The sequence below is a fragment of the Micromonospora sp. WMMD735 genome (assembly GCF_049178995.1).
Taxonomy (GTDB): Bacteria; Actinomycetota; Actinomycetes; order Mycobacteriales; family Micromonosporaceae; genus Micromonospora; species Micromonospora wenchangensis.
In genome coordinates this window covers 5215943-5239579 of the sequence record NZ_JBMHMJ010000002.1, presented here as the reverse complement: position 1 = coordinate 5239579, position 23637 = coordinate 5215943, and the positions used below count along the sequence as shown (strand labels likewise).

At 69.8% G+C, this 23637-nt stretch carries 26 protein-coding genes; 11 read left to right on the top strand and 15 right to left on the bottom strand.

The annotated features are described in order from the left end of the window. The first annotated feature begins 161 nt into the window (after nucleotides 1–161). The 3 genes from ACN268_RS22740 (at nucleotide 162) to ACN268_RS22730 (ending at nucleotide 2628) form a co-directional block, all read left to right on the top strand. Entirely contained in the window at nucleotides 162–977 is an 816-nt protein-coding gene (locus tag ACN268_RS22740; RefSeq protein WP_421484919.1) for a hypothetical protein, read from the top strand. A gap of 50 nt (nucleotides 978–1027) precedes the next feature. After that, on the top strand, nucleotides 1028–1900 hold the full coding sequence (locus ACN268_RS22735; protein ID WP_421484918.1) for a hypothetical protein: 873 nt from the start codon (nucleotides 1028–1030) through the stop codon (nucleotides 1898–1900). A gap of 374 nt (nucleotides 1901–2274) precedes the next feature. Then, a complete protein-coding gene (locus tag ACN268_RS22730) occupies nucleotides 2275–2628 on the top strand; it encodes a hypothetical protein (RefSeq protein WP_421484917.1) in 354 nt (117 codons plus the stop codon). A 77-nt stretch (nucleotides 2629–2705) separates the two neighbouring features. Here ACN268_RS22730 and ACN268_RS22725 read toward each other — a convergent pair whose 3' ends face one another. Both ACN268_RS22725 and ACN268_RS22720 read right to left on the bottom strand, forming a co-directional pair. Next, nucleotides 2706–2897, bottom strand: coding sequence for a DUF397 domain-containing protein (locus ACN268_RS22725; protein ID WP_194822813.1), 192 nt, complete (start codon nucleotides 2895–2897; stop codon nucleotides 2706–2708). After that, nucleotides 2888–3685, bottom strand: a complete 798-nt coding sequence (locus tag ACN268_RS22720) for a helix-turn-helix domain-containing protein (protein WP_421484916.1) — start codon at nucleotides 3683–3685, stop codon at nucleotides 2888–2890. Before ACN268_RS22720 ends, ACN268_RS22725 begins: the two co-directional genes overlap by 10 nt. Nucleotides 3686–4107: 422 nt before the next feature. On the opposite strand from ACN268_RS22720, the gene ACN268_RS22715 reads away from it, so the two are divergent. The 3 genes from ACN268_RS22715 to ACN268_RS22705 are packed head-to-tail and all read left to right on the top strand — an operon-like array spanning nucleotide 4108 to nucleotide 6542. Continuing rightward, on the top strand, nucleotides 4108–4413 hold the full coding sequence (locus ACN268_RS22715; protein WP_421484915.1) for a hypothetical protein: 306 nt from the start codon (nucleotides 4108–4110) through the stop codon (nucleotides 4411–4413). Beyond that, entirely contained in the window at nucleotides 4410–4664 is a 255-nt protein-coding gene (locus ACN268_RS22710) for a flavin reductase (protein ID WP_363789964.1), read from the top strand. The genes ACN268_RS22715 and ACN268_RS22710 overlap by 4 nt, the downstream gene beginning before the upstream one ends. Before the next feature lie 45 nt (nucleotides 4665–4709). After that, entirely contained in the window at nucleotides 4710–6542 is a 1833-nt protein-coding gene (locus tag ACN268_RS22705; protein ID WP_421484914.1) for an NHL domain-containing thioredoxin family protein, read from the top strand. 95 nt (nucleotides 6543–6637) lie between these two features. Here ACN268_RS22705 and ACN268_RS22700 read toward each other — a convergent pair whose 3' ends face one another. Genes ACN268_RS22700 through ACN268_RS22690 form a run of 3 tightly spaced genes read right to left on the bottom strand, consistent with a single transcriptional unit; the run spans nucleotide 6638 to nucleotide 8854 of the window. Further along, the gene (locus tag ACN268_RS22700) at nucleotides 6638–7387 is read right to left on the bottom strand and encodes a LamB/YcsF family protein (RefSeq protein ID WP_421484913.1); all 750 of its coding nucleotides are present in this window, start codon (nucleotides 7385–7387) and stop codon (nucleotides 6638–6640) included. Continuing rightward, nucleotides 7371–8246 (bottom strand): biotin-dependent carboxyltransferase family protein, encoded by an 876-nt coding sequence (locus ACN268_RS22695; RefSeq protein WP_363789969.1) that lies wholly within the window; start codon nucleotides 8244–8246, stop codon nucleotides 7371–7373. The genes ACN268_RS22700 and ACN268_RS22695 overlap by 17 nt, the downstream gene beginning before the upstream one ends. Beyond that, nucleotides 8243–8854, bottom strand: coding sequence for a 5-oxoprolinase subunit B family protein (locus ACN268_RS22690; protein ID WP_421484912.1), 612 nt, complete (start codon nucleotides 8852–8854; stop codon nucleotides 8243–8245). Before ACN268_RS22690 ends, ACN268_RS22695 begins: the two co-directional genes overlap by 4 nt. A gap of 107 nt (nucleotides 8855–8961) precedes the next feature. Here ACN268_RS22690 and trhA point away from each other — a divergent pair, with 107 nt between their 5' ends. Continuing rightward, nucleotides 8962–9639: a PAQR family membrane homeostasis protein TrhA gene (trhA, locus tag ACN268_RS22685; RefSeq protein ID WP_357924972.1), complete on the top strand. Its 678-nt coding sequence runs from the start codon at nucleotides 8962–8964 to the stop codon at nucleotides 9637–9639. Between the two features lie 87 nt (nucleotides 9640–9726). On the opposite strand, the gene ACN268_RS22680 is transcribed toward trhA, so the two are convergent. Continuing rightward, the gene (locus ACN268_RS22680; protein ID WP_421484911.1) at nucleotides 9727–10017 is read right to left on the bottom strand and encodes a DUF6458 family protein; all 291 of its coding nucleotides are present in this window, start codon (nucleotides 10015–10017) and stop codon (nucleotides 9727–9729) included. Between the two features lie 125 nt (nucleotides 10018–10142). On the opposite strand from ACN268_RS22680, the gene ACN268_RS22675 reads away from it, so the two are divergent. Then, a complete protein-coding gene (locus ACN268_RS22675) occupies nucleotides 10143–10679 on the top strand; it encodes a SixA phosphatase family protein (protein ID WP_421484910.1) in 537 nt (178 codons plus the stop codon). Between the two features lie 180 nt (nucleotides 10680–10859). On the opposite strand, the gene ACN268_RS22670 is transcribed toward ACN268_RS22675, so the two are convergent. The 4 genes from ACN268_RS22670 to ACN268_RS22655 all read right to left on the bottom strand — a co-directional run bounded on the left by ACN268_RS22670 (nucleotide 10860) and on the right by ACN268_RS22655 (nucleotide 15150). Beyond that, a complete protein-coding gene (locus ACN268_RS22670) occupies nucleotides 10860–11129 on the bottom strand; it encodes a DUF6458 family protein (protein WP_204958446.1) in 270 nt (89 codons plus the stop codon). Between the two features lie 189 nt (nucleotides 11130–11318). After that, nucleotides 11319–13175, bottom strand: a complete 1857-nt coding sequence (locus tag ACN268_RS22665) for an acyl-CoA dehydrogenase (RefSeq protein ID WP_421484909.1) — start codon at nucleotides 13173–13175, stop codon at nucleotides 11319–11321. 115 nt (nucleotides 13176–13290) lie between these two features. Beyond that, the gene (locus ACN268_RS22660; RefSeq protein WP_421484908.1) at nucleotides 13291–14418 is read right to left on the bottom strand and encodes a PP2C family protein-serine/threonine phosphatase; all 1128 of its coding nucleotides are present in this window, start codon (nucleotides 14416–14418) and stop codon (nucleotides 13291–13293) included. Nucleotides 14419–14505: 87 nt separating this feature from the next. Next, nucleotides 14506–15150, bottom strand: a complete 645-nt coding sequence (locus ACN268_RS22655; protein WP_421484907.1) for a septal ring lytic transglycosylase RlpA family protein — start codon at nucleotides 15148–15150, stop codon at nucleotides 14506–14508. Nucleotides 15151–15334: 184 nt separating this feature from the next. Here ACN268_RS22655 and ACN268_RS22650 point away from each other — a divergent pair, with 184 nt between their 5' ends. Next, nucleotides 15335–15883 carry a phosphoribosyltransferase family protein gene (locus ACN268_RS22650; protein ID WP_421486964.1) on the top strand — a complete coding sequence of 183 codons (549 nt, stop codon included), beginning with the start codon at nucleotides 15335–15337 and terminating at the stop codon, nucleotides 15881–15883. Nucleotides 15884–15897: 14 nt separating this feature from the next. On the opposite strand, the gene ACN268_RS22645 is transcribed toward ACN268_RS22650, so the two are convergent. Continuing rightward, nucleotides 15898–16440, bottom strand: a complete 543-nt coding sequence (locus ACN268_RS22645; RefSeq protein ID WP_421484906.1) for an alpha/beta hydrolase — start codon at nucleotides 16438–16440, stop codon at nucleotides 15898–15900. Nucleotides 16441–16540: 100 nt separating this feature from the next. On the opposite strand from ACN268_RS22645, the gene ACN268_RS22640 reads away from it, so the two are divergent. Beyond that, complete coding sequence (locus ACN268_RS22640; protein ID WP_421484905.1) at nucleotides 16541–16972, top strand: ASCH domain-containing protein; 432 nt, start codon at nucleotides 16541–16543, stop codon at nucleotides 16970–16972. Nucleotides 16973–16995: 23 nt separating this feature from the next. Here the strand turns inward: ACN268_RS22640 and ACN268_RS22635 are convergent, their stop codons facing one another. Then, a complete protein-coding gene (locus ACN268_RS22635) occupies nucleotides 16996–17877 on the bottom strand; it encodes an LLM class flavin-dependent oxidoreductase (protein ID WP_421484904.1) in 882 nt (293 codons plus the stop codon). A gap of 1035 nt (nucleotides 17878–18912) precedes the next feature. Between ACN268_RS22635 and ACN268_RS22630 the strand changes: the two genes are divergently transcribed. Further along, the gene (locus ACN268_RS22630; RefSeq protein ID WP_421410870.1) at nucleotides 18913–19260 is read left to right on the top strand and encodes a hypothetical protein; all 348 of its coding nucleotides are present in this window, start codon (nucleotides 18913–18915) and stop codon (nucleotides 19258–19260) included. A 252-nt stretch (nucleotides 19261–19512) separates the two neighbouring features. On the opposite strand, the gene ACN268_RS22625 is transcribed toward ACN268_RS22630, so the two are convergent. From ACN268_RS22625 to ACN268_RS22615, 3 genes are all read right to left on the bottom strand, one after another. Continuing rightward, nucleotides 19513–19950, bottom strand: a complete 438-nt coding sequence (locus tag ACN268_RS22625; RefSeq protein WP_421484903.1) for a DUF6228 family protein — start codon at nucleotides 19948–19950, stop codon at nucleotides 19513–19515. 1093 nt (nucleotides 19951–21043) lie between these two features. Further along, nucleotides 21044–21874 carry a response regulator transcription factor gene (locus tag ACN268_RS22620; RefSeq protein WP_421484902.1) on the bottom strand — a complete coding sequence of 277 codons (831 nt, stop codon included), beginning with the start codon at nucleotides 21872–21874 and terminating at the stop codon, nucleotides 21044–21046. Nucleotides 21875–22987: 1113 nt separating this feature from the next. After that, nucleotides 22988–23410, bottom strand: a complete 423-nt coding sequence (locus ACN268_RS22615; protein WP_421484901.1) for a GntR family transcriptional regulator — start codon at nucleotides 23408–23410, stop codon at nucleotides 22988–22990. Nucleotides 23411–23637 lie beyond the last annotated feature (227 nt).

The window sequence follows — 23637 nt, the reverse complement described above, 5'->3', positions numbered from 1 at the left end:
TGCCGGTAAATATGATCTCACGGCGAGTGTCGGGCCTGACACGCCTCCGTTCGGCTCGAAATCGACGTTCGCCCCGGGGATACCGGACCGCACGGACCACCGTCCGACGGGTACGCCGCACCACTTCCGGTGCGGCGCCGACCTCTCGACAGGAGAACCGCGTGTACCAGCCGAACGACTCGAACCCCCCGGGTCGCACATCCTGCCGCGCACTGCCGAGACTCGCCGTACGGGTCCTCGCCGCCTGCGGCGTCACGGCGATGGTCCTGGTGGGCACGGCCGCACCGTCGTTCGCCGGGATCTCCGGCTACAGCGTCGCCGGTACGGGCGGCGCCGGCCTGATGGTGCGCACCAGCCCGTACGACGCGAACGCCGGCTCGGTGGCGCTCCTCGGCGACGGCACCGGGTTCGTCGCCGAGTGCGCCGTACGCGGGCGCAACATCTCCGGCAACTCGGTCTGGCACCGGATCAGTTCCCCGGCCAGCGGCTGGATCAGCGACTACTACACCAACACGCCGGGGTTCAACCAGTACCTGCCCAACGAGCCGGAGTGCACCACCACCCCGCCGCCCACCGGCACCCGCGAGGACCGCGCGATGGCCTGGGCCCGGTCGGTCATCGGCCAGGCGTACACCAACGGGGACCTGGGTGACTCCAACCACCAGTGGGACGGCTGGTGCGACAACTTCGTCGGGCACGCCTACGGTCGGGCGGCCAGCGGCTACGCCTCGGCGATCGTGCACTACAACGCACTGCTGTCGCGCGGCATGATCCGCACCACGGGCACCCCGCCGTCCGGCGCGCTGGTCTTCTACGCCGCCGCGTCGATCAACGGGTACTACGGCCACGTGATGCTCTCCGAGGGCAACGGCAACTACATCACCTCAGCGGCCACCGTCCGCCGTGTCTCGCAGAGCTGGCCCGGTGCGCCGTACCTCGGTTGGTCCTACGCCGACCCGGAGTGGACCGGGCGCTGACGCCCCACCCTGCCCGGCTCCCCTCCCGGTCGTCCGCTGAAAGGATCACGATGCGTCTCCCCCTTCCCACCCGCGCGGCCCGGCGCACCCTGCGCCTGGCCCTCGGCCTGACACTGGCCGCCGCCGTCGGCGTCGGTGTCATGCCCACCCCCGCCACCGCCGCACCCGCCACCACCGGTCCGGCCGCCCAGGCCGCGTCGGCCCCCCGCCCGGCCGCCCAGGCCGAGCCGGCCAGCGTCGGTGGCCCCGCCATCGGCGCGAAGGCGAACCGGGTGGGCGTCAACGCGGTCGGTATCGACCTGTGCGCCCAGGTGGCGTACGCCGCCGGGTTCCGGAACAACCCGCTGGTCACCGCCATTGCCGTGGCGATGGCCGAGTCCTCCTGCAACCCGTCGGCGGTCGGCAGCAACGGCCCCACCGCCGGCTGCCCCAACGGTTCGCTGGACCGGGGGCTGTGGCAGATCAACAACTGCTACCACCCCACCGTCAACGACACCTGCGCCTACAACTCCCAGTGCAACGCCAACGCCGCCTACAGCATCTCCAGCGGCGGCAGCAACTGGCAGCCCTGGTCGACGTACAACAACGGGGCTTACGCCGCCTACCTGTCCGCCGCGCAGGCGGCGGTGGCCCGCCTGGGTGGCACCGGCGACCCGCCGGCCGTGACGGGCACGATCCTGGCCAACCCGTCGCTGAACATCCGCACCGGGCCGGGTACCACCTACGGCATCGCCGGCTCCGTGGCCTACGGCACCACCGTGCGGATCGCCTGCTACACCTTCGGCGAGTACGTCAGCGGTGGCTACTGGCCGTCGTCCACCTGGGACCGGATCACCAACCCGGCGACGGGCGTGACCGGCTACGTGGCCGACACCTGGGTCAACACCACCTACGACGTGAAGACGATGGTCGGTCGCTGCTGACCGTCCCGGCCGGGGCCGCGCGGGCGGGGTTCGCACCCTCCCGCGCGGCTCCGTCGTGACGGCCGCCCCTCCGTCGTGACCGCCGTCCCCTCCTGGCCGCCGGCCCTTCAGGATGGCGGTGACGACCGACCGCCAGGCCGGACGCAACGGCGACCCGCACCCCGCCCTTCCGGGCGCGGCGGCGGCGACCCACACCGGGTAGGGAGAGCGGTATGCCTGACAGGCATAAATATGCCTGGCAGGAATATCGGTGTACGCCGGTATCACTCCCCCGGCCCCGTGGCGGCCGGCGATCGCGGCTCTCCCTCACGTTCCCGGGGACCGGGCGGTGTTACGGTCGGCGTGGAGCTTTCACATCGACGACGGAGGCCCGGATGGGTCAACGAGGATCGTTCCCCTCGGGACTGGCGCGGTCGTTCAACACCCGGATCATGGCGCTGCGGTCGTCGCCACGCTGGGGGCGGTTCCTTCGGCGGCACCTGGCCGTGGTCACCTACACCGGTCGCCGTTCCGGGCGGACGTTCAGCACGCCTGTCGCCTACCGACAGACCGGCGACGCGGTGGTCATCCAGGTCGCGATGCCCGACGCCAAGCAGTGGTGGCGGAACTTCCTGGGCGAGGGCGGTCCGATCTCGCTGAACCTCGACGGGGTCGACCGGGCCGGGCACGCGGTGGCCCGCCGGGACGACCGGGGCCGGGTCACCGTCACCGTCGACCTGACCCGCTGACAACGGCGGCCGTCGTCCGGGTCACGATGCCCGGTCCGTCCCGGGGCGACGTGCACTCATGACCGGTGGCCGGTCGATCAGACTCGATCAGGGACTCGGGCGACGAATGCCCGCCAAGCTTCGGGAGTGAAGGCGAGAGCGGGGCCGCCCGGGTCCTTGCTGTCCCGTACGCCGACGACAACGCGCAGATTGTCGGCCACCTCGACGCAGTTGCCGCCGTTGGTGCCGGACCTCGTGGACTTGCGCCATCGCGCGCCGGTCATGTCCATTTCTCCGCCATTTCCTTGATCAGACTCAGAGACGGTCTGCGGGGAAGCGCATCCCGCAAAACCGCCTCCCAGGTCTTCTGGAGGGTAGCAATCTCGGTTGTTCCGCTGACGGTCTGCGATCTCACCTGATAGTCGATGTGACCGACCGTGGTCTCATCAGGCATCGTGGCGAGGATGAAGCCGCCTTGCAAGCCAGGGTAGAGCCCGGCATCGTCCGCGACGATGTGAATTTGGACGTGCGGGAGTTCGGCGACAGAAGCAAGATGATCGACTTGCTCGCGCATCAGGGGCCGGTCGCCGTTGACCGTCCGGCGAAGCACAGCCACGTCAAGAACGACCACCACGTGCGGCGGGTCCTCCCTACTCAGGATCGACTGACGCTCCATCCTGGACCGGACCCGGTGAGAGACTTCCTCAGCCCCGAGCAGCCCGCTGGCCCGAAGCGTCGCCTGCGCGTACGTCTCCGTCTGAAGGATGCCGGGGACGAAGGCTGGCTCGTACCATCGCAGAGCCTTGGCCTGATCTTCGAAGTTGATCCACTCACGTAGCCATACCGGAGCCATGTCGAGCCCTGCGAGTCTTTCCAGAAGTCGCCCGAACATGCCGCCCGTCCTGAGCGCCTTGTCGACTGCCGCCACGTAGTGCTCTGTGGGTGGACGAGTGCCCGTCTCTACCGCGCTGACGTGTGTGCCCGAGTAGCGGATGAACCTGCCGAACTCACCTTGGTTCATTCCCCGCGACGTCCGAGCATGGCGCAACTCGTCGAGCAGGATCTCCGCCGCCGACATGCTCACATTCCCCAAGCCTCCCCCAATACCCGACGGACTTACGTCAATCGGCCTTCAGCAGCGGTATCGCATCCTGTCAGTGGCTCTCCATGTTGGCCGATTTGCTTCCGAGACTAGGGCTTCGCCGACGAGAGTTCCACCAACGAAACCGCTGTTGACGCCCGCTGCGACGAAACGGTTTCGGCGGAGGGGTCACTGGCCTCCTCCCATTGACATCGGACAGAGGGGACCACCGTGCCGACGGACGACAAGCCGAAGCCCGCTCCACAGCCCCAGCCAAGCCCACCGCCACCACCACCCGCGCCGCCGATCGTCCCCGGCCCGATCGGGCCGTTCATCCCGCCCTATCGAGGGCCGGGCCGGATGACGAACGTCGTCTTGGCGGGTCGCTGGACGGAGAGCCGGAACCGGGGGCCGGGGCGATGAAGGAACCGAGACTGAGGGGCGGCGACCTGCTCCACCTGACCCGCGAGGTCAGCCCGCAGTTCGTCAGGCCGATCACGGTACGGGTGATCCGCGAGTTGACCGACCGCCACACGTACGACGGCTGGACCTGGATCGAGGCGTACGAGCTGGGGCCGGACGGCCTGGCCCGACGACGGCGCGAGTTGTACGTCCGCCGCGCCGGGGTGCGTTGGCTCTCCTGCCCGCCTCCGGCAGCGGCCCGGCAGCCCGCACCACGGGCAGCGACCAGGTCGGCAGCTCGCGGCTCGGCGGTGTCGGCGTGACGCCGCTCGACGGACTCGCCCATCGGCCGCTACGCCCGATCTGGCTGTGCCGCCTCGACGCGAACCCGTGGCCGTGCGGGGAGGCGAAACTCGTCCTGCTCGCCACGTTCGCCGACGATCGGCCGGCTCTGCTGGCCCTGCTGTCCAGGCTGCAACGGGAGGCGGAAGATCACCTGACCCAGCTCGACAGCGGCCGGTCGAACAATCTCACCGACCGATTCCTGTCCTGGGCACGGCCACCCGACCACTGAGCCCTTCGTGCGACCCGTCGGCAGGCGGTGCGGCACGATGGGGGCATGAGCGCACGGGTACGGGCACCAGAGTTGCGTGGTCGGGGCTGGTTGAACACGGGTGGGCGGGAGCTGAAGCTCGCCGACCTACGGGGAAAGATCATTCTGCTCGACTTCTGGACCTTCTGCTGCATCAACTGCCTGCACGTGCTCGACGAGTTGCGCCCGCTGGAGGAGAAGTACGCCGACGTGCTGGTCGTCGTCGGGGTGCACTCGCCGAAGTTCGAGCACGAGAAGGACCCGGCCGCGCTGGCCGCCGCCGTCGAGCGGTACGGCGTGCACCACCCGGTGCTCGACGACCCCGAGCTGGACATGTGGCAGCAGTACGCGGCGAAGGCGTGGCCCACCCTGGCGGTGGTCGACCCGGAGGGGTACGTGGTCGCCACGATGGCCGGCGAGGGCCACGCCGAAGGGCTGGTCCGGCTGGTCGACGACCTGATCGCCACCCACGAGGCCAAGGGCACCCTGCACCGGGGCGACGGGCCGTACGTGCCGCCGACGCCACCGGAGACGACGCTGCGCTTCCCCGGCAAGGCCGTGCTGCTCGACGGCGGGAACCTGATGGTCTCCGACTCGGCCCGGCACAGCCTGGTCGAGCTGGCCCCGGACGGCGAGACGCTGATCAGGCGGATCGGTTCCGGTGAGCGGGGTCGGGTCGACGGGCCGGCCGCCTCGGCAGGCTTCGCCGAGCCGCAGGGGCTCTGCCTGCTGCCCGCGCACGTCGCCGAGGTCGCCGGCTACGACCTGCTGGTCGCCGACACGGTCAACCACCTGCTGCGCGGCGTACGCCTGGACACCGGCGAGGTGACCACGGTCGCCGGCACCGGCCGGCAGTGGCGGTCCACGGTCGACGACCACGCCCACGACGCGCTCTCCGTCGACCTCTCCTCCCCCTGGGACCTGGCCTGGTACGACGACAGGGTCATCGTGGCGATGGCCGGCATCCACCAGCTCTGGTGGTTCGACCCGGTCAAGCGGACCGCCGGCATGTGGGCGGGCACCACCGTCGAGGCGCTGCGCGACGGTCCACTGCCCGAGGCGTGGCTGGCCCAACCGTCCGGCCTGTCCGTCTCCGCCGACGGCGCACGGCTGTGGGTGGCCGACAGCGAAACCAGCGCCATCCGTTTCGTGCAGAACGGCGTGCTCGGCACCGCCGTCGGGCAGGGGCTGTTCGACTTCGGGCACGTGGACGGGCCGGCCGACCGGGCGTTGCTCCAGCATCCGCTGGGGGTGTGCGCGCTGCCCGACGGTTCGGTGCTGATCGCCGACACCTACAACGGCGCGGTCCGCCGCTTCGACCCGGCGACCGGCCTGGTCGCCACGGTGGCCGACGGGCTGGCCGAACCGAGCGACCTGGTGCTCACCGCCGACGGCGGGGTGCTGGTGGTGGAGTCGGCCGCGCACCGGTTGACCCGGCTCGCCCCGGGCGCGTTGACCGCCGCCGGGGCGGACACGGTGGACGGTCCCCGGCACCGGCTGGAACGCAAACCCACCGACGTCGCGGCCGGCGAGGTGACCCTGGAGGTGATCTTCACGCCGGCGCCGGGGCAGAAGCTGGACGAGACGTACGGGCCGTCGACCCGGCTGGTCGTCTCGGCCTCGCCGCCTGAGCTGCTGGTCGAGGGGGCGGGCACCGGCACCGAGCTGTCCCGTCGGCTGGTGGTCGACCCGGCCGTGTCGCAGGGGGTGCTCCAGGTGACCGCCCAGGCCGCCACCTGCGACGCCGACGTCGAGCATGCCGCCTGCCACCTGACCCGGCAGGACTGGGGCGTCCCGGTGCGGGTCGTCGACGACGGCGCGACCCGCGTCCCGCTGGTGTTGCGCGGCCTGGACACCTGAGCGCCGCCGGGGCAGAACCGCGCCCGGCGGGCGGGCACACCGGACCCGCCCCCGGGCCACGGGGCGGCAGGCGACGAGGACGGGGGCGGGGACGGTCAGGCGAACGGGGTCGGGGTGACCCCGGCGTCGATCAGCGCGGCCCGCACCAGGGCGGCCGAGGCGACCGCGCCGGGGCTGTCCCCGTGCAGGCAGATCGAGGCGACCGGGCACGGCACCACGGTCCCGTCGACCGCCACCACCGTCCGCTCGGTGGCCATCCGGACCGCCCGCAGCGCCACCTCCTCCGGGTCGGTGACCAGCGCGCCCGGCGCGGTACGCGGCACCAGCGCCCCGGTGGGCAGGTAACCCCGGTCGGCGAAACCCTCGGCGACCACCCGTAGTCCCGCGCCGACGGCGAGCTGGGCGAGGGTGGAGCCGGGCGCGCAGAGGATCGGCAGCTCGTGGTCGTACCCGGTGACGGCGGCGACCACGGCGGCGGCCTGCACCTCGTCGGTGGCCGCCGCGTGGTAGAGCGCACCGTGCGGCTTGAGGTAGCGGACCCGGGTGCGGTACGGCCGGCAGAACGCGTCGAGCGCCCCGAGCTGGTAGGTGACGTCGTCGCGCAGCTCGTCGAAGCCGTACGCGATGTGCCGGCGGCCGAAACCGGCCAGGTCCCGGTAGCCGACCTGCGCGCCGACGGCGACGCCGCGTTCGGCGGCGGCGGCGCAGACCCGGCGCATGGTCGACGGGTCGCCGCCGTGGAAGCCGCACGCCACATTGGCGGAGGTGACCAGGTCGAGCAGCGCCTCGTCGTCGCCGAGCCGCCAGATGCCGAATCCCTCGCCGAGGTCAGCGTTGAGGTCCATGGAACCTCACCGTAGTCCCCGGTCGGGCCTGCGCGAGCCCGGTCACGTCGTCCACCACCCCGATCACCGGGTAGCCGCCGGTGGTCGGATGGTCGGCCAGGAAGATCAACGGTTGGCCGTCGGCGGGCACCTGCACCGCCCCGAGCACCACGCCCTCGCTGGGCAGCTCCCCGGCCACCGCGCGGGGCAGCGCCGCGCCGACCAGTCGCGCGCCGACCCGGTCACTGACCGGGCTCACCGTGTACGCCGTGCCGAGCAGCAGTGCCATCGCCCCGGTGGTGAACCAGTCGGCACGTGGGCCGGGGTGCAGGGTCAGCCACAACTCGTCCGGCACCGGCCGGCCGGCGGTGAAGTCCACCGGCGCGGGTGGGCCGGCCGGTCGGCCGAGCGGGAGCAGGTCGCCGTCGCGGACCGGGGGCGGGCCGAGGCCGGCGAGGGTGTCGCTGGACCGGCTGCCGAGCACGGGCGGGACGGCGATCCCGCCGTCGACCGCCAGCCAGTTGCGCAGCCCGTGCCGGGGTGTGCCGATCCGCAGCACCGCCCCCGCCGGCACCGCCAGCGGACGGCCCACGTCACCGGGCCGCCGGTCGATCCGGACGTCGACGTCGGCCCCGGTCACCGCCACCGTGCCGGCCCGGGTCAGCCGCAGCTCGCACCCGCCGAGGGTCAGCTCCAGACCGGCGGCGTCCGCCGGGTTGCCGACCAGCCGGTTCGCCAGCGCCAGCGCCGCCGGATCGAGCGCCCCCGACCGGGGTACGCCGAGATGCGCCCACCCGGGCCGCCCCAGGTCCTGCACGGTGGTACGCGGTCCCGCCCGCCGTACCTCGATCACGCCTGCGGTGTCCTGCGGTGCGGTCATCCGGTCACCAGCCGGACCCGGGTGCCGGGGGTGAGGGTGGCGGGTGGGTCGGCGGACACGTCGAACAGGGTCAGCGCGGTCCGCCCCACCAGCAGCCAGCCGCCCGGCGACGCGCTCGGGTAGATCCCCGCGTACGGCCCGGCCAGGGCCACCGAGCCGGCCGGTACCCGGGGGCGTGGGGTGGGCAGTCGGGGCACCGCGTACTGCGGGGGCAGCCCGGTCAGGTAGGCGAAGCCGGGGGCGAAACCGCAGAACGCCACCCGGAACTCGGTGCCCGCCAGGCGGTGCACCACCTCGGGTACGGTCACCCGCCAGTGCGCGGCGACCCGGGGCAGGTCCTCCCCGTCGTACACGGTGGGCACCTCGACGGTGGTGGCCCCGGCGGCGACGACGGCCGGGCCGGGGGTCCAGCGAGCGATCCGGGCGGCCGTCGACTCCGGGTCGGGCACTCCGTCGAGCAGGACGGTGCCGGCGGCCGGGACGATCTCGGTGGCGCTCAGCTCACCTGCCTCCCGGCGTCGCCACAGTTCGGCCCGCCACTGCTCCACCTGGGCGGGGTCGTCGCAGTCGAGCAGGAGGGCGTGCCGGCCCACGGGTCGGATCCGCATTGCGCCATACTCTCCGATCGATGCACCGTCCAGGGTAGGTGGACCCGACCGGGGTCGTGACCTGTCGCACTACCTAGAAGTAACCTACGGTGCCGTAACCTGTTTGCGTGACCACCTCCGCACCGCTTCGACTCAAGCCTGTCGACATCGGTAAGCCCCGGATGCGCGGCTGGCTGCACACCTACGCGTTCTTCGTCGCGCTCGTCTGCGGCATCGTCCTCAGCGCCGTCGCGGCCACCCGGCCCGGCTGGACACCCCTGGTCAGCTGCCTGATCTACAGCGTGACAGTCTGCGGTCTGTTCGGCACCAGCGCCCTCTACCACCGCCGGGTGTGGTCGGAGCGCGGCTACCAGATCATGCGCCGGATGGACCACTCGATGATCTTCGTGTTCATCGCCGGGACGTACACCCCGCTCTGCGTCCTGCTGCTCGACAGGCGGATGGCCATTCTGATGCTCGGCCTGGTCTGGGGCGGGGCGCTGGCCGGTGTCGCCGTCAAGCTGATCTGGCCGCACGCCCCACGCTGGGTCTCCGCGCCGCTCTACCTGGCCCTCGGCTGGGTGTCGGTGGCGATCCTCCCGCAGATCCTGCGCCAGGGCGGGGTCACCGTGCTGGTGCTGCTCGCCGCCGGCGGCGCGGTCTACAGCATCGGTGCCGTCTTCTACGCGCTGCGCCGGCCGAACCCGTGGCCCACCGTCTTCGGCCACCACGAGTTCTTCCACGCCTGCACCCTGATCGCCGCCCTCTGTCACCACATCGCGATCTACTTCGCCCTCTTCGCCTGACCCCGGCCTGACCCCGGGAAAGAACCGCAGACAGTTCGAGGGCCCCGCGCCGTTGCGGGGCCCTCGAGATCGTGGGGTGCGGGACGGTCAGACCGGGTAACCCGAGCCGCGCGTCTCGCGGTACTCCTCGCGCACCACCTGGCCGCCCTGCACCGGCACGACCCGGTCGGCGACGACCTGGTCCTGCCGCACCGCAGTGGTGACGACGGCCCGGCGGCGGCTGTTCCAGAAGTAGAGGGTGGTCAGCAGCCCGACGAGGCCGGCGAGCATCAGCACCCAGCCGACCACGTCGAGGTTGAGCCATCCCAGGTTGGCGTCGATGGCGAACGCGAAGATCGCGCCCACCGCGATCAGGAAGATGCTGGCACCGATGCCCATGACGTCGCCTCCTTGGCTGTCAGCTGGCGTTACCCACCCGCCACGGCCATCGAGGGCATCGATGAGCGAGTGGCATCCATCGACTTACCCAGGCGGCCCCCGCCCCAATCAGGCAAGCTGGTGCCATGACGGACGGCGAGGCCGACACACGGACACTGGTGCTGCTCCGGCACGCCAAGGCCGAACAGCCCACGACCGGCCCTGACGTGGAGCGCAGGCTCACCGCACGCGGGCACGCCGACGCCGCCGCCGCCGGTGCGTGGCTGGCCCGGCAGGGTCTGCTCCCCGATGTGGTGATCTGTTCGGCGGCCCGGCGCACCAGGCAGACCTGGCACGACGTGGCGCTGGGCATGACCGGGTCCCCGCCGGAGGGTGGCCCGGCGGGGACGGCTCCGGTGGTGCGGTACGCCGCCGCCGCGTACGAGGCGCACCCGGACGACCTGCTCGACCTGGTGCGGACGGTCGAGCCGGAGGCCGGCACGGTGCTGCTCGTCGCGCACAATCCGGGCGTCTCGCTGCTCTCGGCGCTGCTCGACCCGGAACGGGCCGACCGGGACGGGCTGCGGACCAGCGACCTGGTGGTGCACCGGGCAGCGGTGCCGTGGGCGCAGTTGACCCCCGGCGGCGCCCCGATCGTCGACCGGCACACCGCCCGCGGCTGACCCTCCCGGGCCGCCACACGGCTCGCGGGCAGCGGGGCCGGGCGCGAGCAGCGGGCCGGTCGCCAGCAGCGGGCCGGGCGCGGGTAGCGGGCCGGGCGCGGGTAGCGGCGGCGGGCCCGGCCGGTCACGGACAGCGGACCCACACCGGTCACGGGCAGCGGCAGCGGACCAGTCGCGCGGTCAGGACGGGGGCGCGGTGGGCGGCGGCGGGTCGGGCGGCGGCGGCATCATCGCGGTCGGGTGGGAGAGCCGGTTCTCCTCGACGATGAGCGTGCGGGCGCGCTTGCGCCGGTCCTGCCAGAACCACAGCGTGGTCAGCAGTATGGCCAGCCCGGCCAGGATGAAAACCCAGCCGACTGCGCGCAGGTCGATCCACCAGACGTTGGCCCGGATCGCGAACGTCATGATCGCGCCGAGCGCGATGAGAAAGATGGCGCTACCAATACCCATGTGCGCTGCACTCCCCCGTGCGGTGGCCGTTGGGCGTGCCCTGACGACGTGGTCCGCGCGGCTTACCCGCCCAGCCTCCCGGCTATCGGGGTTGGGGCGGGCAATCTGGGGGACGGGGCCGATGTTGCGGTATCCAGGCGTTCGGATACCGCAACATCGGCCCCGTTGCGAACTATCGACCGGCCGGGATCAGAATGCCTCCTCCGGGAGGTCCATGATGTCCAGGTCGGCACCCTCGATGATCCGGCGGTCCGCGCCGATGCGGGGGAGCACCTCGCGGGCGAAGAACCGGGCGGCGGCCACCTTGCCGGTGTAGAACGCCCGGTCGGTGGCGGAGACCTCGCCGGCCAGCGCCTTGAGCGCCACGTCGGCCTGCTTCTGGAGCAGCCAGCCGACCACCAGGTCGCCGAGGGCGAGCAGGAAGCGGCGGCTGCTCAGGCCCACCTTGTAGAGGCTGCGGGCGTCGCCGCCCTGGGCCTCGCCGAGCCAACTGGTCAGCACGCCGAGGATGTTCTGGATCTCGGCGAGCGCCCGGCCGAGCGCCAGCCGCTCCTCCTTGAGCTGCCCGTTTCCGGCCTCGGTGGCGATGAACTCCTGGATCTCACCGGCGACGGCGGTGAGCGCCCGGCCGTTGTCCCGGACGATCTTCCGGAAGATCAGGTCGAGGCTCTGGATCGCGGTGGTGCCCTCGTAGAGGGTGTCGATCTTGGCGTCCCGGACGTACTGCTCCAGGGGGTAGTCCTGGAGGAAGCCCGAGCCGCCGTAGGTCTGCAGCGCCTCGTGGCCGAGCAGCTCGTACGCCCGCTCCGAGCCGACGCCCTTGACCAGCGGCAGGAGCAGGTCGTTGACCCGCTTGGCCAGCTTGGTCGCCTTCTCGTCGCCGGCCGCCTCGGCGATCGCGACCTTGTCCTGCCAGGTGGCGGTGTAGCAGACCAGCGCCCGCAGGCCCTCGGCGTACGACTTCTGCATCAGCAGCGAACGGCGGACGTCCGGGTGGTGGGTGATGGTGACCCGGGGCGCGGCCTTGTCGGCCTGCTGGATCAGGTCGGCGCCCTGCACCCGGTTCTTCGCGTACTCCAGGGCGTTGAGGTAGCCGGTGGACAGGGTGGCGATCGCCTTGGTGCCGACCATCATCCGGGCGTACTCAATGATCATGAACATCTGCCGGATGCCGTCGTGCTTGTCGCCCAGCAGCCAGCCCTTGGCCGGTACGCCGTGCTCGCCGAAGGTCACCTCGCAGGTGTTGGAGACCTTGATGCCCATCTTGTGCTCGACGTTGGTGGCGAAGACGCCGTTGCGCTCGCCCAGCTCACCGGTCTCGGCGTCGAAGTGGAACTTCGGCACGACGAACAGCGACAGCCCCTTGGTGCCCGGCCCGCCGACGCCCTCGACACCGACCGGACGGGCCAGCACGTAGTGCACGATGTTGTCGCTCAGGTCGTGCTCACCGGAGGTGATGAACCGCTTCACGCCCTCGATGTGCCAGGAGCCGTCGGGCTGCTGGACGGCGCGGGTGCGCCCGGCGCCGACGTCCGAGCCGGCGTCCGGCTCGGTCAGCACCATCGTGGAGCCCCACTGCTTGTCGATGAAGAGCTTGGCCCACTTCTGCTGCTCCTCGGTGCCCTCGACGTGCAGCACGTGCGCGAAGGACGGGCCGGAGGCGTACATCCAGACCGGGGCGTTGGCGCCGAGCACGAGTTCGGCGAGCGACCACCAGAGCGCACGCGGGGCGCTGCTGCCGCCCAGGGACTCGGGGAGGTCCAGCCGCCAGAACTCGGAGTCCATGAACGCCTGGTACGACTTCTTGAACGACTCCGGCAGCGGCGCGGTGTGCGTGGCGGGGTCGAAGACCGGCGGGTTGCGGTCGCTGTCGGTGTAGCTGGCCGCGAGGTCCTCGCGGGCCAGGCGGTCGACCTCCGAGAGGAAGCTGCGGGCGGTGTCGACGTCCAGGTCCGTGTACGGCGCCTGGCCGAACGTCCGGTCCGCCCCGAAGACCTCGAACAGGTTGAACTCAAGGTCCCGAAGGTTGCTCTTGTAGTGGGTCATGTTCGCGGCCCCGCTTCCGGACAGGTGTTACCGATCAGTAACCCCCACTGTATTACTCACGGGTAGGCAGCGACAACCCGGTCGCGGAAGTGACGGCGATTACACACCCGGCGGTTCAGCTCTCGGCCGCGCCGACCTCCCACGAGGGCACCGCCACCGTCACCCCGCTGCGCGGGCCGGTGTACTCCATCAGGACCAGGGCGATGTCGTCGTCGAGCCGGCCGTGCACCCACTCGACCAGCGCGGTCTCCAGGGAGGCCAGGCCGTCGCCGACCGTGCCGTGGCCGAGCAGCCGCCAGGCCCGGTCTGCGGTCGGGAAGAACTCGCCGTCGCGCCGCGCCTCGCCGAGGCCGTCGGTGAACAGCAGCAGCCGGTCCCCCGGCTCCAGCCGCTCGACCCGGGGTCGGACCACCGGCATGAACCCCAGCGGCGGGGCGGGGGCGGGCGGCTCCAGCGGGATCACCGCGCCCCGGCGCAGCAGCAGCGGCGCCGGATGGCCGCAGTTGACGATGGTCAGCGTCCCGCCGCGCTCCTCGACCACGGCGGCGGTGACGAAGTCCTCGTCCCCCACGTTGCGGGCCACCGCGCGGTCCAGGTCGGCCACCACCGCCCGCAGGTCGGGCCGCTCGTAGGCGACGTGCCGGTAGGAGCCGAGCACGATGCTGGCGAGCCGGACCGCGTCCAGCCCCTTGCCCCGCACGTCCCCGATGATCATGCGGACGCCGTACGGGGTGTCGATCGCCTCGTACAGGTCGCCGCCGATCTCGGCGGTGGCCGTGGGGGAGATGTACCGCGCCGCCACCGCCAGGGTGCCCACCTGCGGGCCGAGCGGACGCAGCACGGCCTGCTGGGCCACCGAGGCCAACTTGGACAACTCGCCGATCCGCTCCACCTGCCCCTGCCGGACCGCCGCCACGCTCGCCGCCACCACCGTGGCGACGGCGATCCCGACCAGGGACACCGCCGTGGGTAGTTCCATCGCCGGATCGGCCACCGCGAAACCCGCCCCGACCAGCAGCGCGAGGAAACCCACCCCGGCCACCGCACGCCACGAGGCGAAGCCGGCGGCCAGGATCGGCGCCACCGTCATCAGCGCGACGTAGTGCACCGCGCGGCCGTCGGCCGCCTCGATCGCCGAGACGAGCGCGAGCAGCCCGACGGCCGCGCCGACGCCGGCGCGGGACCCGGGACTCAGTGGGCCTCGGCCCAACTGGAAGGCATGTTTACGTACGTGGGACAGCATGCCTGATGGAAGCGGGCCGGAGAATGAACCTAGCCCCACGATTGAGGGTGTTCTACCCACCCGTCCCGCTGCTGCCACCGTTCGCCGTCAGCCCAGCACCTCGTACCTGACGGTCAGCGCACCCACGTCGACCGAGGCGATCGCGGCGAAGGCGGCCCGGGACAGGTCGATGCAACGCCCGTCGATGAACGGGCCACGGTCGTTGATCCGTACGGTGACGGACTTGCCGTTGGCCGGGTTGGTCACCCGGACCTTGGTGTTGAACGGCAGGGTCTTGTGGGCGGCGGTCAACGCGCTCGGGTCGAAGTTCTCCCCGTTGGCGGTCAACTGACCCTCGTCGTAGAAGGACGCGCCGCAGGAGCCGCTGTCGACCACGGTGCGCTTCGGCGTCGCCTTCTTCGTGGTGGCGGACGGCTTGGGCGCGGTCGTGCGCGGCTTGCTCCGGGAGGCGGCCTGGGTGCGGGTGGCCTTCGGGCTGGCGGTGACCGTGGGCGACGGGCTGGCGCTCGGGGAGGCGGTGGCGCTCGGGGACGGGCTCGGGGTCGGCGCGTCGGTGGTGGCGGTCGTGCCGGGGGCGAACGTGTCCACCACCACGGGGGCCGGCGCGTCGTCGGCGGTCAACTGCACCGCGCCGACGGTGCCGCCGACGGCGAGCGCGACACCGATCGCGGCGGTCGCGGCGATGCCGGCGGGCGAGGAGAAGATCCGGGTACGGGCGTGCCTGCCAACCACCGGCGCGGTCCTTTCGTAAGCCTGCATGACGGCTCGGACCGTAACGAAGGAAGCACTTCCGAAGTCAACGTGATCATGGTGGTATGCCCGGAATTACAGTGATACGTGTGACCGATCAGCCGAGGACCGCTGGGCCGCACGGGCCAGAATGCCACGGTTGGCATTCACCACCGAGGATGTGGACATGACCATCGCGCTGCGTGACCGCCTGGCCGAGCTGTTTACCTGGGTCGATCCGGGGCCCGGCAGCAGCCACCTGGTCAGCGACGTCTCCCGCTGGTGGCGGGACCCGCAGGTGCTGGCCGGGCTCGGTCCGGCCCTGGTCGAGCCGTTCCGCACCGACCGGCCCACCGTCGTCGTCGCCCCTGCGGTGACCGGGCTGATGCTCGGACCGCTCGCCGCGACCGCGTTGGGCGTCGGCTTCGTCCCGGCCCACAAGCCCGGCGACGGACGCCTCCCCGCCGGCCCGCTGACCTGGGCCCAGAGCCCACCCGACTTCCGGGGCCGGCAGGTCGACCTCGCGGTACGCGACGACCGGATCGGCGCGGACGACCGGGTACTCATGGTCGACGACTGGGTCGCCACCGGCGCCCAGGTGCGGGCCGTACGGGACCTGTGCGCCGCCCGGGGCGCGCACTGGGTGGGCGTCGCCGCCGTGGTCGTCGACCTGCCCGATCCGGTCGCCGCCGAACTGGGCGCACACGGGCTGCTCACCCCCGCCGACCTGCCCTGACCCACGCTCCGGTGTCAGCCCGGCCAGGTGAGCCGCACGAACTCCTCGACCGCCGTGCAGACCCGCCCGAGCACCTCGGCCGAGCGGGCCAGCGGGCCGGGCACCAGCAGCCCGTGGTCGGCGTCCGGCACCTCCAGCACGTGCGGGGTGAGCCGCCGCGCCACCGCGCCGTCCCACGCCCCGTCGGCCGTACCGCCGACCAGCAGGAACGGCGCGGACGCCCGGTCCAGCGCCGCCACCACCTCGGGCCGGTGCAGCAGCGGCGTCAACCAGATCGCGGCCAGCCCCCGGTCGGCGGCGAGTGGGGCGGCCAGGGTGCCGAGCGACTTGGCGACCAGCAGATCAGTCGGTGTCGCCAGCGTCGGGGCGACCTGCCCGGCGACCCAGTCCATCGCCACCGACGGGGGCGCACCGTCCATCCCGATCCCCTCCGGCGGCTGCCAGCCGATCTCGTGGACGTCGAAGCCCGCCCGACGCAGGCCCTCACCCGGGTAGGCGAACAGCGGGTAGTGGGTGTCGTAGCCCCGCCCGGGGACGAGCACCGCGCGTCGGTCCATGGTTCCTCCCGTCGTCGGACCCACCGTAGCGACGGCGGAGCCGACCGTGGGGGCGTCGAAACCGGCGACGGGCGAACGGCGCGGCGGTAGCCTCGGCCGCATGTGGCCACGGATCGGCGGACTCCGCACGCTCGCCCTCGGCACCCCCGGCGAGCTGCGCACCACGCTCAACACGCTGGTGCTGGCCGGGGTGAAGACGGCCACCGCCGGCCTGCTCACCGAGTACGCCGACGAGACCGAGGAGTTGGAGCACGTCGGCGAACGGCTGGCCCTGGTCGACGACCGGGACGCCCTCGTCGGGGTGGTCGAGGTGACCGGGATCGAGGTCGTTCCCTTCGCCGGCGTCTCCTGGGACTTCGCCCGCTCCGAGGGGGAGGGCGACCGGTCCATCGAGGACTGGCGGGCGGGCCACGCCGGCTACTGGGCGCGGGTCGGCACCCCGGTCACCGACGACACCGAGATCGTCTGCATCCGGTTCCGACTGGTCTCGGCCGGCGACGGCGGGACGCCCACCGGCGACCTCGGCACCTGAACCACCGCCGGGGCGGCACCCGGTCAGGCCGTCCGCAGCTCCGGCAGCAGCCGGGTGGCGACGTCGGCCAGCACCGCCTCGTCGCCCGCATACCAACTGCTGGCCCGGGGCCAGTGGGTGATCACGTCGGTGAAGCCGAGCGCCGCCGCCCGCGCCACCTGCTCGGCGAAGAAGTCGGCGCTGCGCAGTGAGAAGACCGGCGCCGAGTCCAGGGAGAGGTAGCGGGGCAGGCCCGCCGGGTCGCGGCCAACCTCGTCGAGGGTACGGTCCATCCGGGCGCAGAGCGTCGCCACCCCGTCCCACCAGGCCGTCAGCTCCTCCTCACCGGTGCCGGTGGTGACCCAGCCCTGACCGAACCGGACGGCCAGCCGCATCGACCGGGGCCCGTTGGCGGCCATCACGAACGGCACCCGGGGCTGCTGCACGCAGCCCGGGTTGTTGCGGGCGTCCACCGCACTGAACCAGTCGCCCCGCCAGGTGGTGCCGTCCTCCCGCAGGATCAGGTCCAGCAGCTCGGTGAACTCGCCGAACCGGTCCACCCGTGGCCGGGGCGGCAGCGTCTCCCCGCCCAGCACCGCCGAGTCGAACCCGATGCCACCCGCGCCGAGGCCCAGCAGCAGCCGCCCGCCGCAGACGTCGTCGAGGGTGGTGACCTGCCGGGCGAACGCCGCCGGATGCCGGAAGTTGGGCGAGGCGACCAGGGTGCCCAGCCGGACCCGTTCGGTGACCATGGCGGCGGCGGTGAGCGTCGACATCGAGTCGAACCAGGGACCGTCGACCAGGTCCCGCCAACCCAGGTGGTCGTACGTCCAGGCGTGGTCGAAGCCCCACTCGTCCACCTGCTGCCAGCGCCGACGCGCCTCCGGCCAGCGCTGGTCGGGAAGGATCACGATGCCAATCCGCATGATCGCCAGCGTACGTCCCGCCCCCGCCCCCGCCCTTCCCGCGCCGGGTGTCCGCGCCCACGCGGGTCAAGTCAGGTCGGGTCTGCTCCTCGGTCTCCGGCCACGGGGTGGCCTGCATCGCGATCGGCCGGTAGGCCAGCGCACGGTCGACCACCTCGGTGGCCGTCAGCTCCGGGGTGGTCGTGAAGATCAGATCGGCGACGTCCGGGCAGACGAGGTCGCGTGCGACTCTGTCCAGCCAGTCGTTCAGCTCGCCGTCGTCGGCATAGTCGAGCCGCATGATCCGCTCGACGAGGGTGACGGCCTCGTCCCGGGTCAGCCTCGCCGGCACGGCGACCTCCTCGGAGCAGGGTCGATGGCACCCCACATGATCCTCGACGGGGAAGTGTCGAGGTTCCCGCCGTGGCCGTCATCCAGGTCGGCCCGGGAGCGCGGGTCGGGTGGTCCTGGCGCGTCCTTTCGAGCTGATGTCGTCAACGAATCAGGCGCGGTGAGTGGGGCGTGACAGGTGGCCCGGCGGATGGCAGGCGACGAACGGCGTGCTGTGCTGACGTTGACACCGCTGCGGCCACCAGTGCGAATCGTTCACGTCATCTGGTCTAAAGGACACGCACGTGTGTGTCCGCTCCGCCGCAACACTGGCCCCGACGGCTTCAGGCCGCCGGGGTCACCGCCTGGGTAGCGTCAGCCCTGACAACTCGCCAGCAGGAGCCACTTCACGCAGGTGTTCAGTTCCGGTGCGGTGTGGGGTGCGATACAGCTCCGCCGGATCACGAGCCCTGGTGAAGGTCGGTCGGGCATGTCATCATTCAGTGAGCGAAACGTGACTCGATATGGGGTTCCCTCGTCAATGCCCGACCACCGGGCCTGAAGCGAGGGCGCTCGATATCGGCGCCACGTAGCGCTGACGAAAAAGGGCCAGAGGAGCGAAGGGAGACGTAGCCGCGACCTCAGGGTCGCACGCGGTACGCCGGGCACTTGCCCCTGCGTCCCGCATGCCCGCTCGTCAGTACAGCTACGTAAAGGATCAACGCCTTGAACTCGGAGACGATCCACGCCTTTGGCGTGCTTTTGCTCCTACTCGCCGGGATCATCTTCCTTTCGTTCGTCGCCTGGCTCACCTTCTGCTACGCGATCGCCCGCCTGCCCAACGGAGAGGTGCTCGTTCGGCAAGCCCCGAAGGTCATCGAGGCATTCGACATCAGGAGCTGGGGAGATGTGCTGCTGCCCTGGCGGATCATCACGCGCGGCCTTCACGGGATCGCCGTGTTGGCAGCCAGAGACCCCGGTGGTGTGAGCGGCGAACCGCAAAGCCAACAGGCGAAAGTGGCTACCGGCCCCACCGACCAAGGGCCGTCGCCACCACCGCTGACCAGCCCGTAAGCGCCTGCCATCGGCACGGTGCGCCCTGGTTGGCCACTGAACATCGAAGGCCCTGACTCGGATTCGCATCCGAGTCAGGGCCTTCGTGGTGGAGCGGGTGACGGGAATCGAACCCGCACTGTCAGCTTGGGAATCGACGATGGGCGGCAGGTCATGAGGCCGGCGGCCTGGTCGCGGTGGTCCTTGGTGGCCTGGGTTGACCCCGGCTGTCCTGCCCTAATGGCACGCTAATGGCACGCCACGAAGGGCTTGCTACAGCCGGAGCAAGGCGCTGAGGTCGGCGGCCATCTGGGTCATCTCCTCCCCCGCTTCCAACACGAAGACCGCTCTGGCCGACCATCCCGTGTCATCGGGGTCGAACCCCGGCGGACGGAGGGTTACGCCGAGCGAGACGTGACCGCGCCCGTCGTGACGCGCGTCGAAGAAAAGTTCCCGCTCCATTGACGTCCAGGTGCGGATGCCCTGCCACCCCTCCCACCCTGCGGCCAGGGAGTCGAGGAAGACCCGCAGAGCGACAATGTCCGGGCTGCTGCACAAGCCGTCGATCATCGCCACGGTCAAAGCCGTCATCCCGTCCTCGTGCAGCTCGGTGGCGACAGTGAACACGTAACCGTCGCCGTAAGGGTCCTCAGGTGGATGAACGACCCACCGCGCGCCACCAGGGCGGCGCAGCACGAACGGCTCTCTCATGGAGTGCAGTCTCCGGACACCCGATCGGCTCGTCTACGCGATTCGAGGGCAAGCCGGCGGAGCCGGTGCGGCAGTCGATCGCCGGAAGCCCGACGGAGACCAACCAAGCTGGCGATCGTCACGGCCTGGTCCCGAGCCGGTCGGGACGGGCCGGACGCGGCAGCCCGTCGGTTCTCGGCGGCTTCCCGCCCCGGGTGCCGGAGGCGGCCGGGGCGGCTTGCCGCCGGACGGGACCACCGCGTCGCACCGTGCGCAGCACGGTGCCTTGATTAAGGACAGAAGAAATCGGCAGCGATTGCGAGACGGATGTGCGAGGCGGCTCTGTCGTTCAACGGGAGAACGATGAGGATTTAGGAAAGCCCTCTCACGCGCCCGTCAGCACACCACCGCTCAGTACGGTTTCGGAAGCGTGTCCTCCGCAGTCGTCCGCCACCTCATCTACGTCGCTCCAGAGCCAGTGCCGCAAGCAGAGGGAGCCCGGTGCCTAACCGGCGGCGGTGACCGCCGGCGTGGCAACCGAGCTCCCCCCTCTCTACACAGATGTGATCAATGGTTGTCTTACTTTGGCCCCCAGATCACATCACCCAGGATCACGATAACCCGAGCCGTACTTGCATGGTCCTCACGTCCCCTCAAGGCCGCTATCAGACCGTACGCCTCGACTACCGGCCGCACCCCAGCCCAAACCTCGGCTGGTTTGCTGCCACGCTGCTGAAGAGAGCTTGATCCGCCAGAGTCACCCTCCTCCGAAGGGTCACCGCCCCCGAAATCTGAGCCACCCTCGCGTCTCCCTCTCTCCCTCTGCGGGCCTTGTTCGTCTTCCGCCATCAGCCTCTCGCGATCCTCGATTGGCGTTCCGCCGGCGGCCCGCCGCCAACTACACCGAGAACCCGAAGAAACCTCCAGCTTGGACGTTCGGGCCCGCTTGCTGCTCCGCGAGCGATCCCACGGAAATGTTCCCGGAAACCCGAGCCCGGGGCAAGTTTCGACCAAACCGTCCACTTGAATAGCACGGTAAATCTTATTTTAAGATGGAAAGTAATTATTCGATAATAATTATCGCGTTTAGAGAGTTTAGTGTAGAATAACCGTTTTACTTAAAATATCCGTTTTGGTAGGCGAGTGCGACCGCGTGCGCCCGATCCCTCGCCTTCAATTTCTTTAGAATTCTTCCCAAGTGAGTCTTGACCGTGTGTACTGATATCCACATCTCGCGAGCGATCTCGGTATTGGTCTTCCCTTGAGCGACAGCAATCAGAACTCCTATCTCCCGATCTGACAAAATGTGCCGGTCTGGACTCAGGAGCGATGGCCTGCCGGGGGGTGCGGCTATGCCGACGGCTAGCATTGGCCGATCGGCAGTAGATTCATTATTCATCAAACTGACAAGAAGGCGCGTTGCAAATTCAAGCTCGCTGTACCAGCCATGCCGAATGACTCCTCGTGCGCCACTCTGAACGGCAGCTCGGGCGTCGAGCGAAGACTTGACCCCCAAAGCGATCACCACGCATTCCTGGTCTACGCTCTTAATGCTGCGTACCAAATCCCCGAGCTGCACGTCTCCGCTGGCGTCTATCAGAATGGTCGCCCGAGGAAGCGACCGCACAGCTTCGAGCGCGTTGGCCTCGTTGTAGACGGCACGGACATTGCTTGTTACACCGAATCGCCGAGCAACCGAAATCAATGAACGACTTGCAACAGGCGTATCACTGTAGAGCACTAGAGAGCTGGGGGCGCGCAGGGCGGTACGCACTCGCCTCATAACCTCGACCGCGACGCGCCCTTCAAACTCGGTGTCCATCCGCCTCTGCATCTCAGACGCTTGGCGTTGCCGGATATCCCACGCGATTTCATTCTCTATGCTCTTACGCAATCGCTCGTTCTCTGCATCGACGGTGGCATGCCGCCTTTCAAGCACACTCATCCGCTGTTCTCGTGCGGCCAATCTCTGTATCAGGCCGTCCACTGTAGATCTTAAGCCTGCGTTTTCCTGAGCAAGGGAAGTGGCGCCTCCCCGCTCCGTCGGTCTAGCTACTCTGGAGGGCGAGCGGTGTTCCCGCTGGCGGCGGCCAGCAGAACGGCATGTCGCGGAGCAGTAGACGCGAGGCCTGCCAGTCGTCTCGGCGGGCGGCAGAGGTTTGGCGCAGGCGAGACACAGCCCAGCTCGGCCTGATGGATGGTTGGGCGACATGCAGCGCTCCTAGTTTCGTGCCGTTGGTCAAGCACGATACTCTAGTTTCGTGCGGCCTCGCCAGGTAGATCTTGACAGTCCTCACTAGCCCGAACAGGCCAAACGCGGCCGACTTTCGTGCCAAGGGTTTGTGTTCAAGCTGCCTGATCATGCATGGTGACGCCGTAAGTAAGCACGCCACACTGCCCCTCGGGCTGAGTGGCGAAGGCTCTACACAGATGTGACTAATGGTTGGCCCCAAGGTCACATCACCCGTTGGTCATGGTGCCCCCGCATCCTTGATGCGGGGGCACCATGCGTCTGCCAGGGTAGCTGAGCTGCGGTGAAGGCTGGCTACGGTCTTTGTCGGCCTGGAGCTCTATCAAGACCCAGACTTAATGATCCAATATCGCCATGGGGGCTCGAACATCGGGAAGCCATGCGAGGCAGAGCGCTGACCTCAGCTCACAAATAGCAGCGTAAGCCGCATTCGACCCATCCGGGGCATATGTGAAGGCGTCGTCGCCATCCGTCACGGCACTCGGCTAACGCCTGGTTCTGCCGGTTGGTCAAGTCAAATCTGTCGCCAGTTACTGAGCGTAGCTTTGGAGGTCACTGCTACTTAAATAATGCTTTTCTGGATGCGCTCCAGCGGGTCTTCGGATTTGTCTTTGCATGCAACATGGGTGCTGGAATTTTCGCGGAGCCGTCCCATCGGATCGCTTAATATTCGTTTAACTGCCTCAGTTCTGACTCGCTGGGGTGAAGGTGCGATCGCTGCCGAACCTTATGTCGATAGCATGTCATGTCGGCAAGGAGTGCCGGCCACTAGGTGCAACTTGAACCGTTGCGAGAGGGGGCCAGGCGCTACGACTCCGTTCGTGGAATCCTATAGATTCTGACAACTGTTTCGACTGCACCGTTCTTTTGGGTGATTCCCTGCCCCTCGATTAGGGTCGTTCCAGCATCGACGGCAAAGAGAACTGCTAGTTCCGAGTCGGCTGGCACTTTGCGGTATCGTAATTCCGATTCGGAACCCCAGTCCGACCTTTGTGTGCAGGCAGGCCCAGCCACGTATGTGCCACGTCCATGTTCAGTGGCAACCACGTTGGATTCCCGTAAGACCGCAAGGGCTTGGCGGATTGTGCCTCGGCTGGCCTGAAACTCGGCGGTGAGCGCACTCTCGGGCGGCAAGAGGCTGCCCGGCGAGATGAGGCCGCGCTCAATGCGTTCCCTGATCTGTTCGGCGATGGCGCGGTAGCGGGGTTGTCCGTAGTGCGGGGTGGGCACCTGCTCACCGTACCTGGCACTTGTTGTACCAAGTGCCAAGCAAGCGACGCGTTTCGACGTCTAGACAACTCGTCCACTTGTAGATACGTTTCCTGGTGTGCGGCCGGGGTGACGGCTCGTGTCAGGGATGGTCGTGCTGTCGGCCCTGGCCGCACCTATGCGCGGCGTCCCTGTGGGGCCGGTTGCGGTAGTCGCGTAGACAAGTTGGTTCGGCGATACCCGACCTG

What these genes read in the sequence shown, in the direction of transcription:
- ACN268_RS22720 (WP_421484916.1), bottom strand. Translation starts at nt 3,685, where the DNA reads ATGTCGGCGGCGGAGATCCTGCTCGACGAGTTGCGCCATGCTCGGACG.
- ACN268_RS22640 (WP_421484905.1), top strand. Translation starts at nt 16,541, where the DNA reads ATGTGGCCACGGATCGGCGGACTCCGCACGCTCGCCCTCGGCACCCCC.
- ACN268_RS22725 (WP_194822813.1), bottom strand. Translation starts at nt 2,897, where the DNA reads ATGGACATGACCGGCGCGCGATGGCGCAAGTCCACGAGGTCCGGCACC.
- ACN268_RS22735 (WP_421484918.1), top strand. Translation starts at nt 1,028, where the DNA reads ATGCGTCTCCCCCTTCCCACCCGCGCGGCCCGGCGCACCCTGCGCCTG.
- ACN268_RS22670 (WP_204958446.1), bottom strand. Translation starts at nt 11,129, where the DNA reads ATGGGTATTGGTAGCGCCATCTTTCTCATCGCGCTCGGCGCGATCATG.
- ACN268_RS22705 (WP_421484914.1), top strand. Translation starts at nt 4,710, where the DNA reads ATGAGCGCACGGGTACGGGCACCAGAGTTGCGTGGTCGGGGCTGGTTG.
- ACN268_RS22635 (WP_421484904.1), bottom strand. Translation starts at nt 17,877, where the DNA reads ATGCGGATTGGCATCGTGATCCTTCCCGACCAGCGCTGGCCGGAGGCG.
- ACN268_RS22665 (WP_421484909.1), bottom strand. Translation starts at nt 13,175, where the DNA reads ATGACCCACTACAAGAGCAACCTTCGGGACCTTGAGTTCAACCTGTTC.
- ACN268_RS22675 (WP_421484910.1), top strand. Translation starts at nt 10,143, where the DNA reads ATGACGGACGGCGAGGCCGACACACGGACACTGGTGCTGCTCCGGCAC.
- ACN268_RS22680 (WP_421484911.1), bottom strand. Translation starts at nt 10,017, where the DNA reads ATGGGCATCGGTGCCAGCATCTTCCTGATCGCGGTGGGCGCGATCTTC.
- ACN268_RS22690 (WP_421484912.1), bottom strand. Translation starts at nt 8,854, where the DNA reads ATGCGGATCCGACCCGTGGGCCGGCACGCCCTCCTGCTCGACTGCGAC.
- ACN268_RS22660 (WP_421484908.1), bottom strand. Translation starts at nt 14,418, where the DNA reads ATGCTGTCCCACGTACGTAAACATGCCTTCCAGTTGGGCCGAGGCCCA.
- ACN268_RS22650 (WP_421486964.1), top strand. Translation starts at nt 15,335, where the DNA reads ATGACCATCGCGCTGCGTGACCGCCTGGCCGAGCTGTTTACCTGGGTC.
- ACN268_RS22730 (WP_421484917.1), top strand. Translation starts at nt 2,275, where the DNA reads ATGGGTCAACGAGGATCGTTCCCCTCGGGACTGGCGCGGTCGTTCAAC.
- ACN268_RS22695 (WP_363789969.1), bottom strand. Translation starts at nt 8,246, where the DNA reads ATGACCGCACCGCAGGACACCGCAGGCGTGATCGAGGTACGGCGGGCG.
- ACN268_RS22715 (WP_421484915.1), top strand. Translation starts at nt 4,108, where the DNA reads ATGAAGGAACCGAGACTGAGGGGCGGCGACCTGCTCCACCTGACCCGC.
- ACN268_RS22625 (WP_421484903.1), bottom strand. Translation starts at nt 19,950, where the DNA reads ATGAGAGAGCCGTTCGTGCTGCGCCGCCCTGGTGGCGCGCGGTGGGTC.
- ACN268_RS22700 (WP_421484913.1), bottom strand. Translation starts at nt 7,387, where the DNA reads ATGGACCTCAACGCTGACCTCGGCGAGGGATTCGGCATCTGGCGGCTC.
- ACN268_RS22645 (WP_421484906.1), bottom strand. Translation starts at nt 16,440, where the DNA reads ATGGACCGACGCGCGGTGCTCGTCCCCGGGCGGGGCTACGACACCCAC.
- ACN268_RS22620 (WP_421484902.1), bottom strand. Translation starts at nt 21,874, where the DNA reads ATGAGTGTGCTTGAAAGGCGGCATGCCACCGTCGATGCAGAGAACGAG.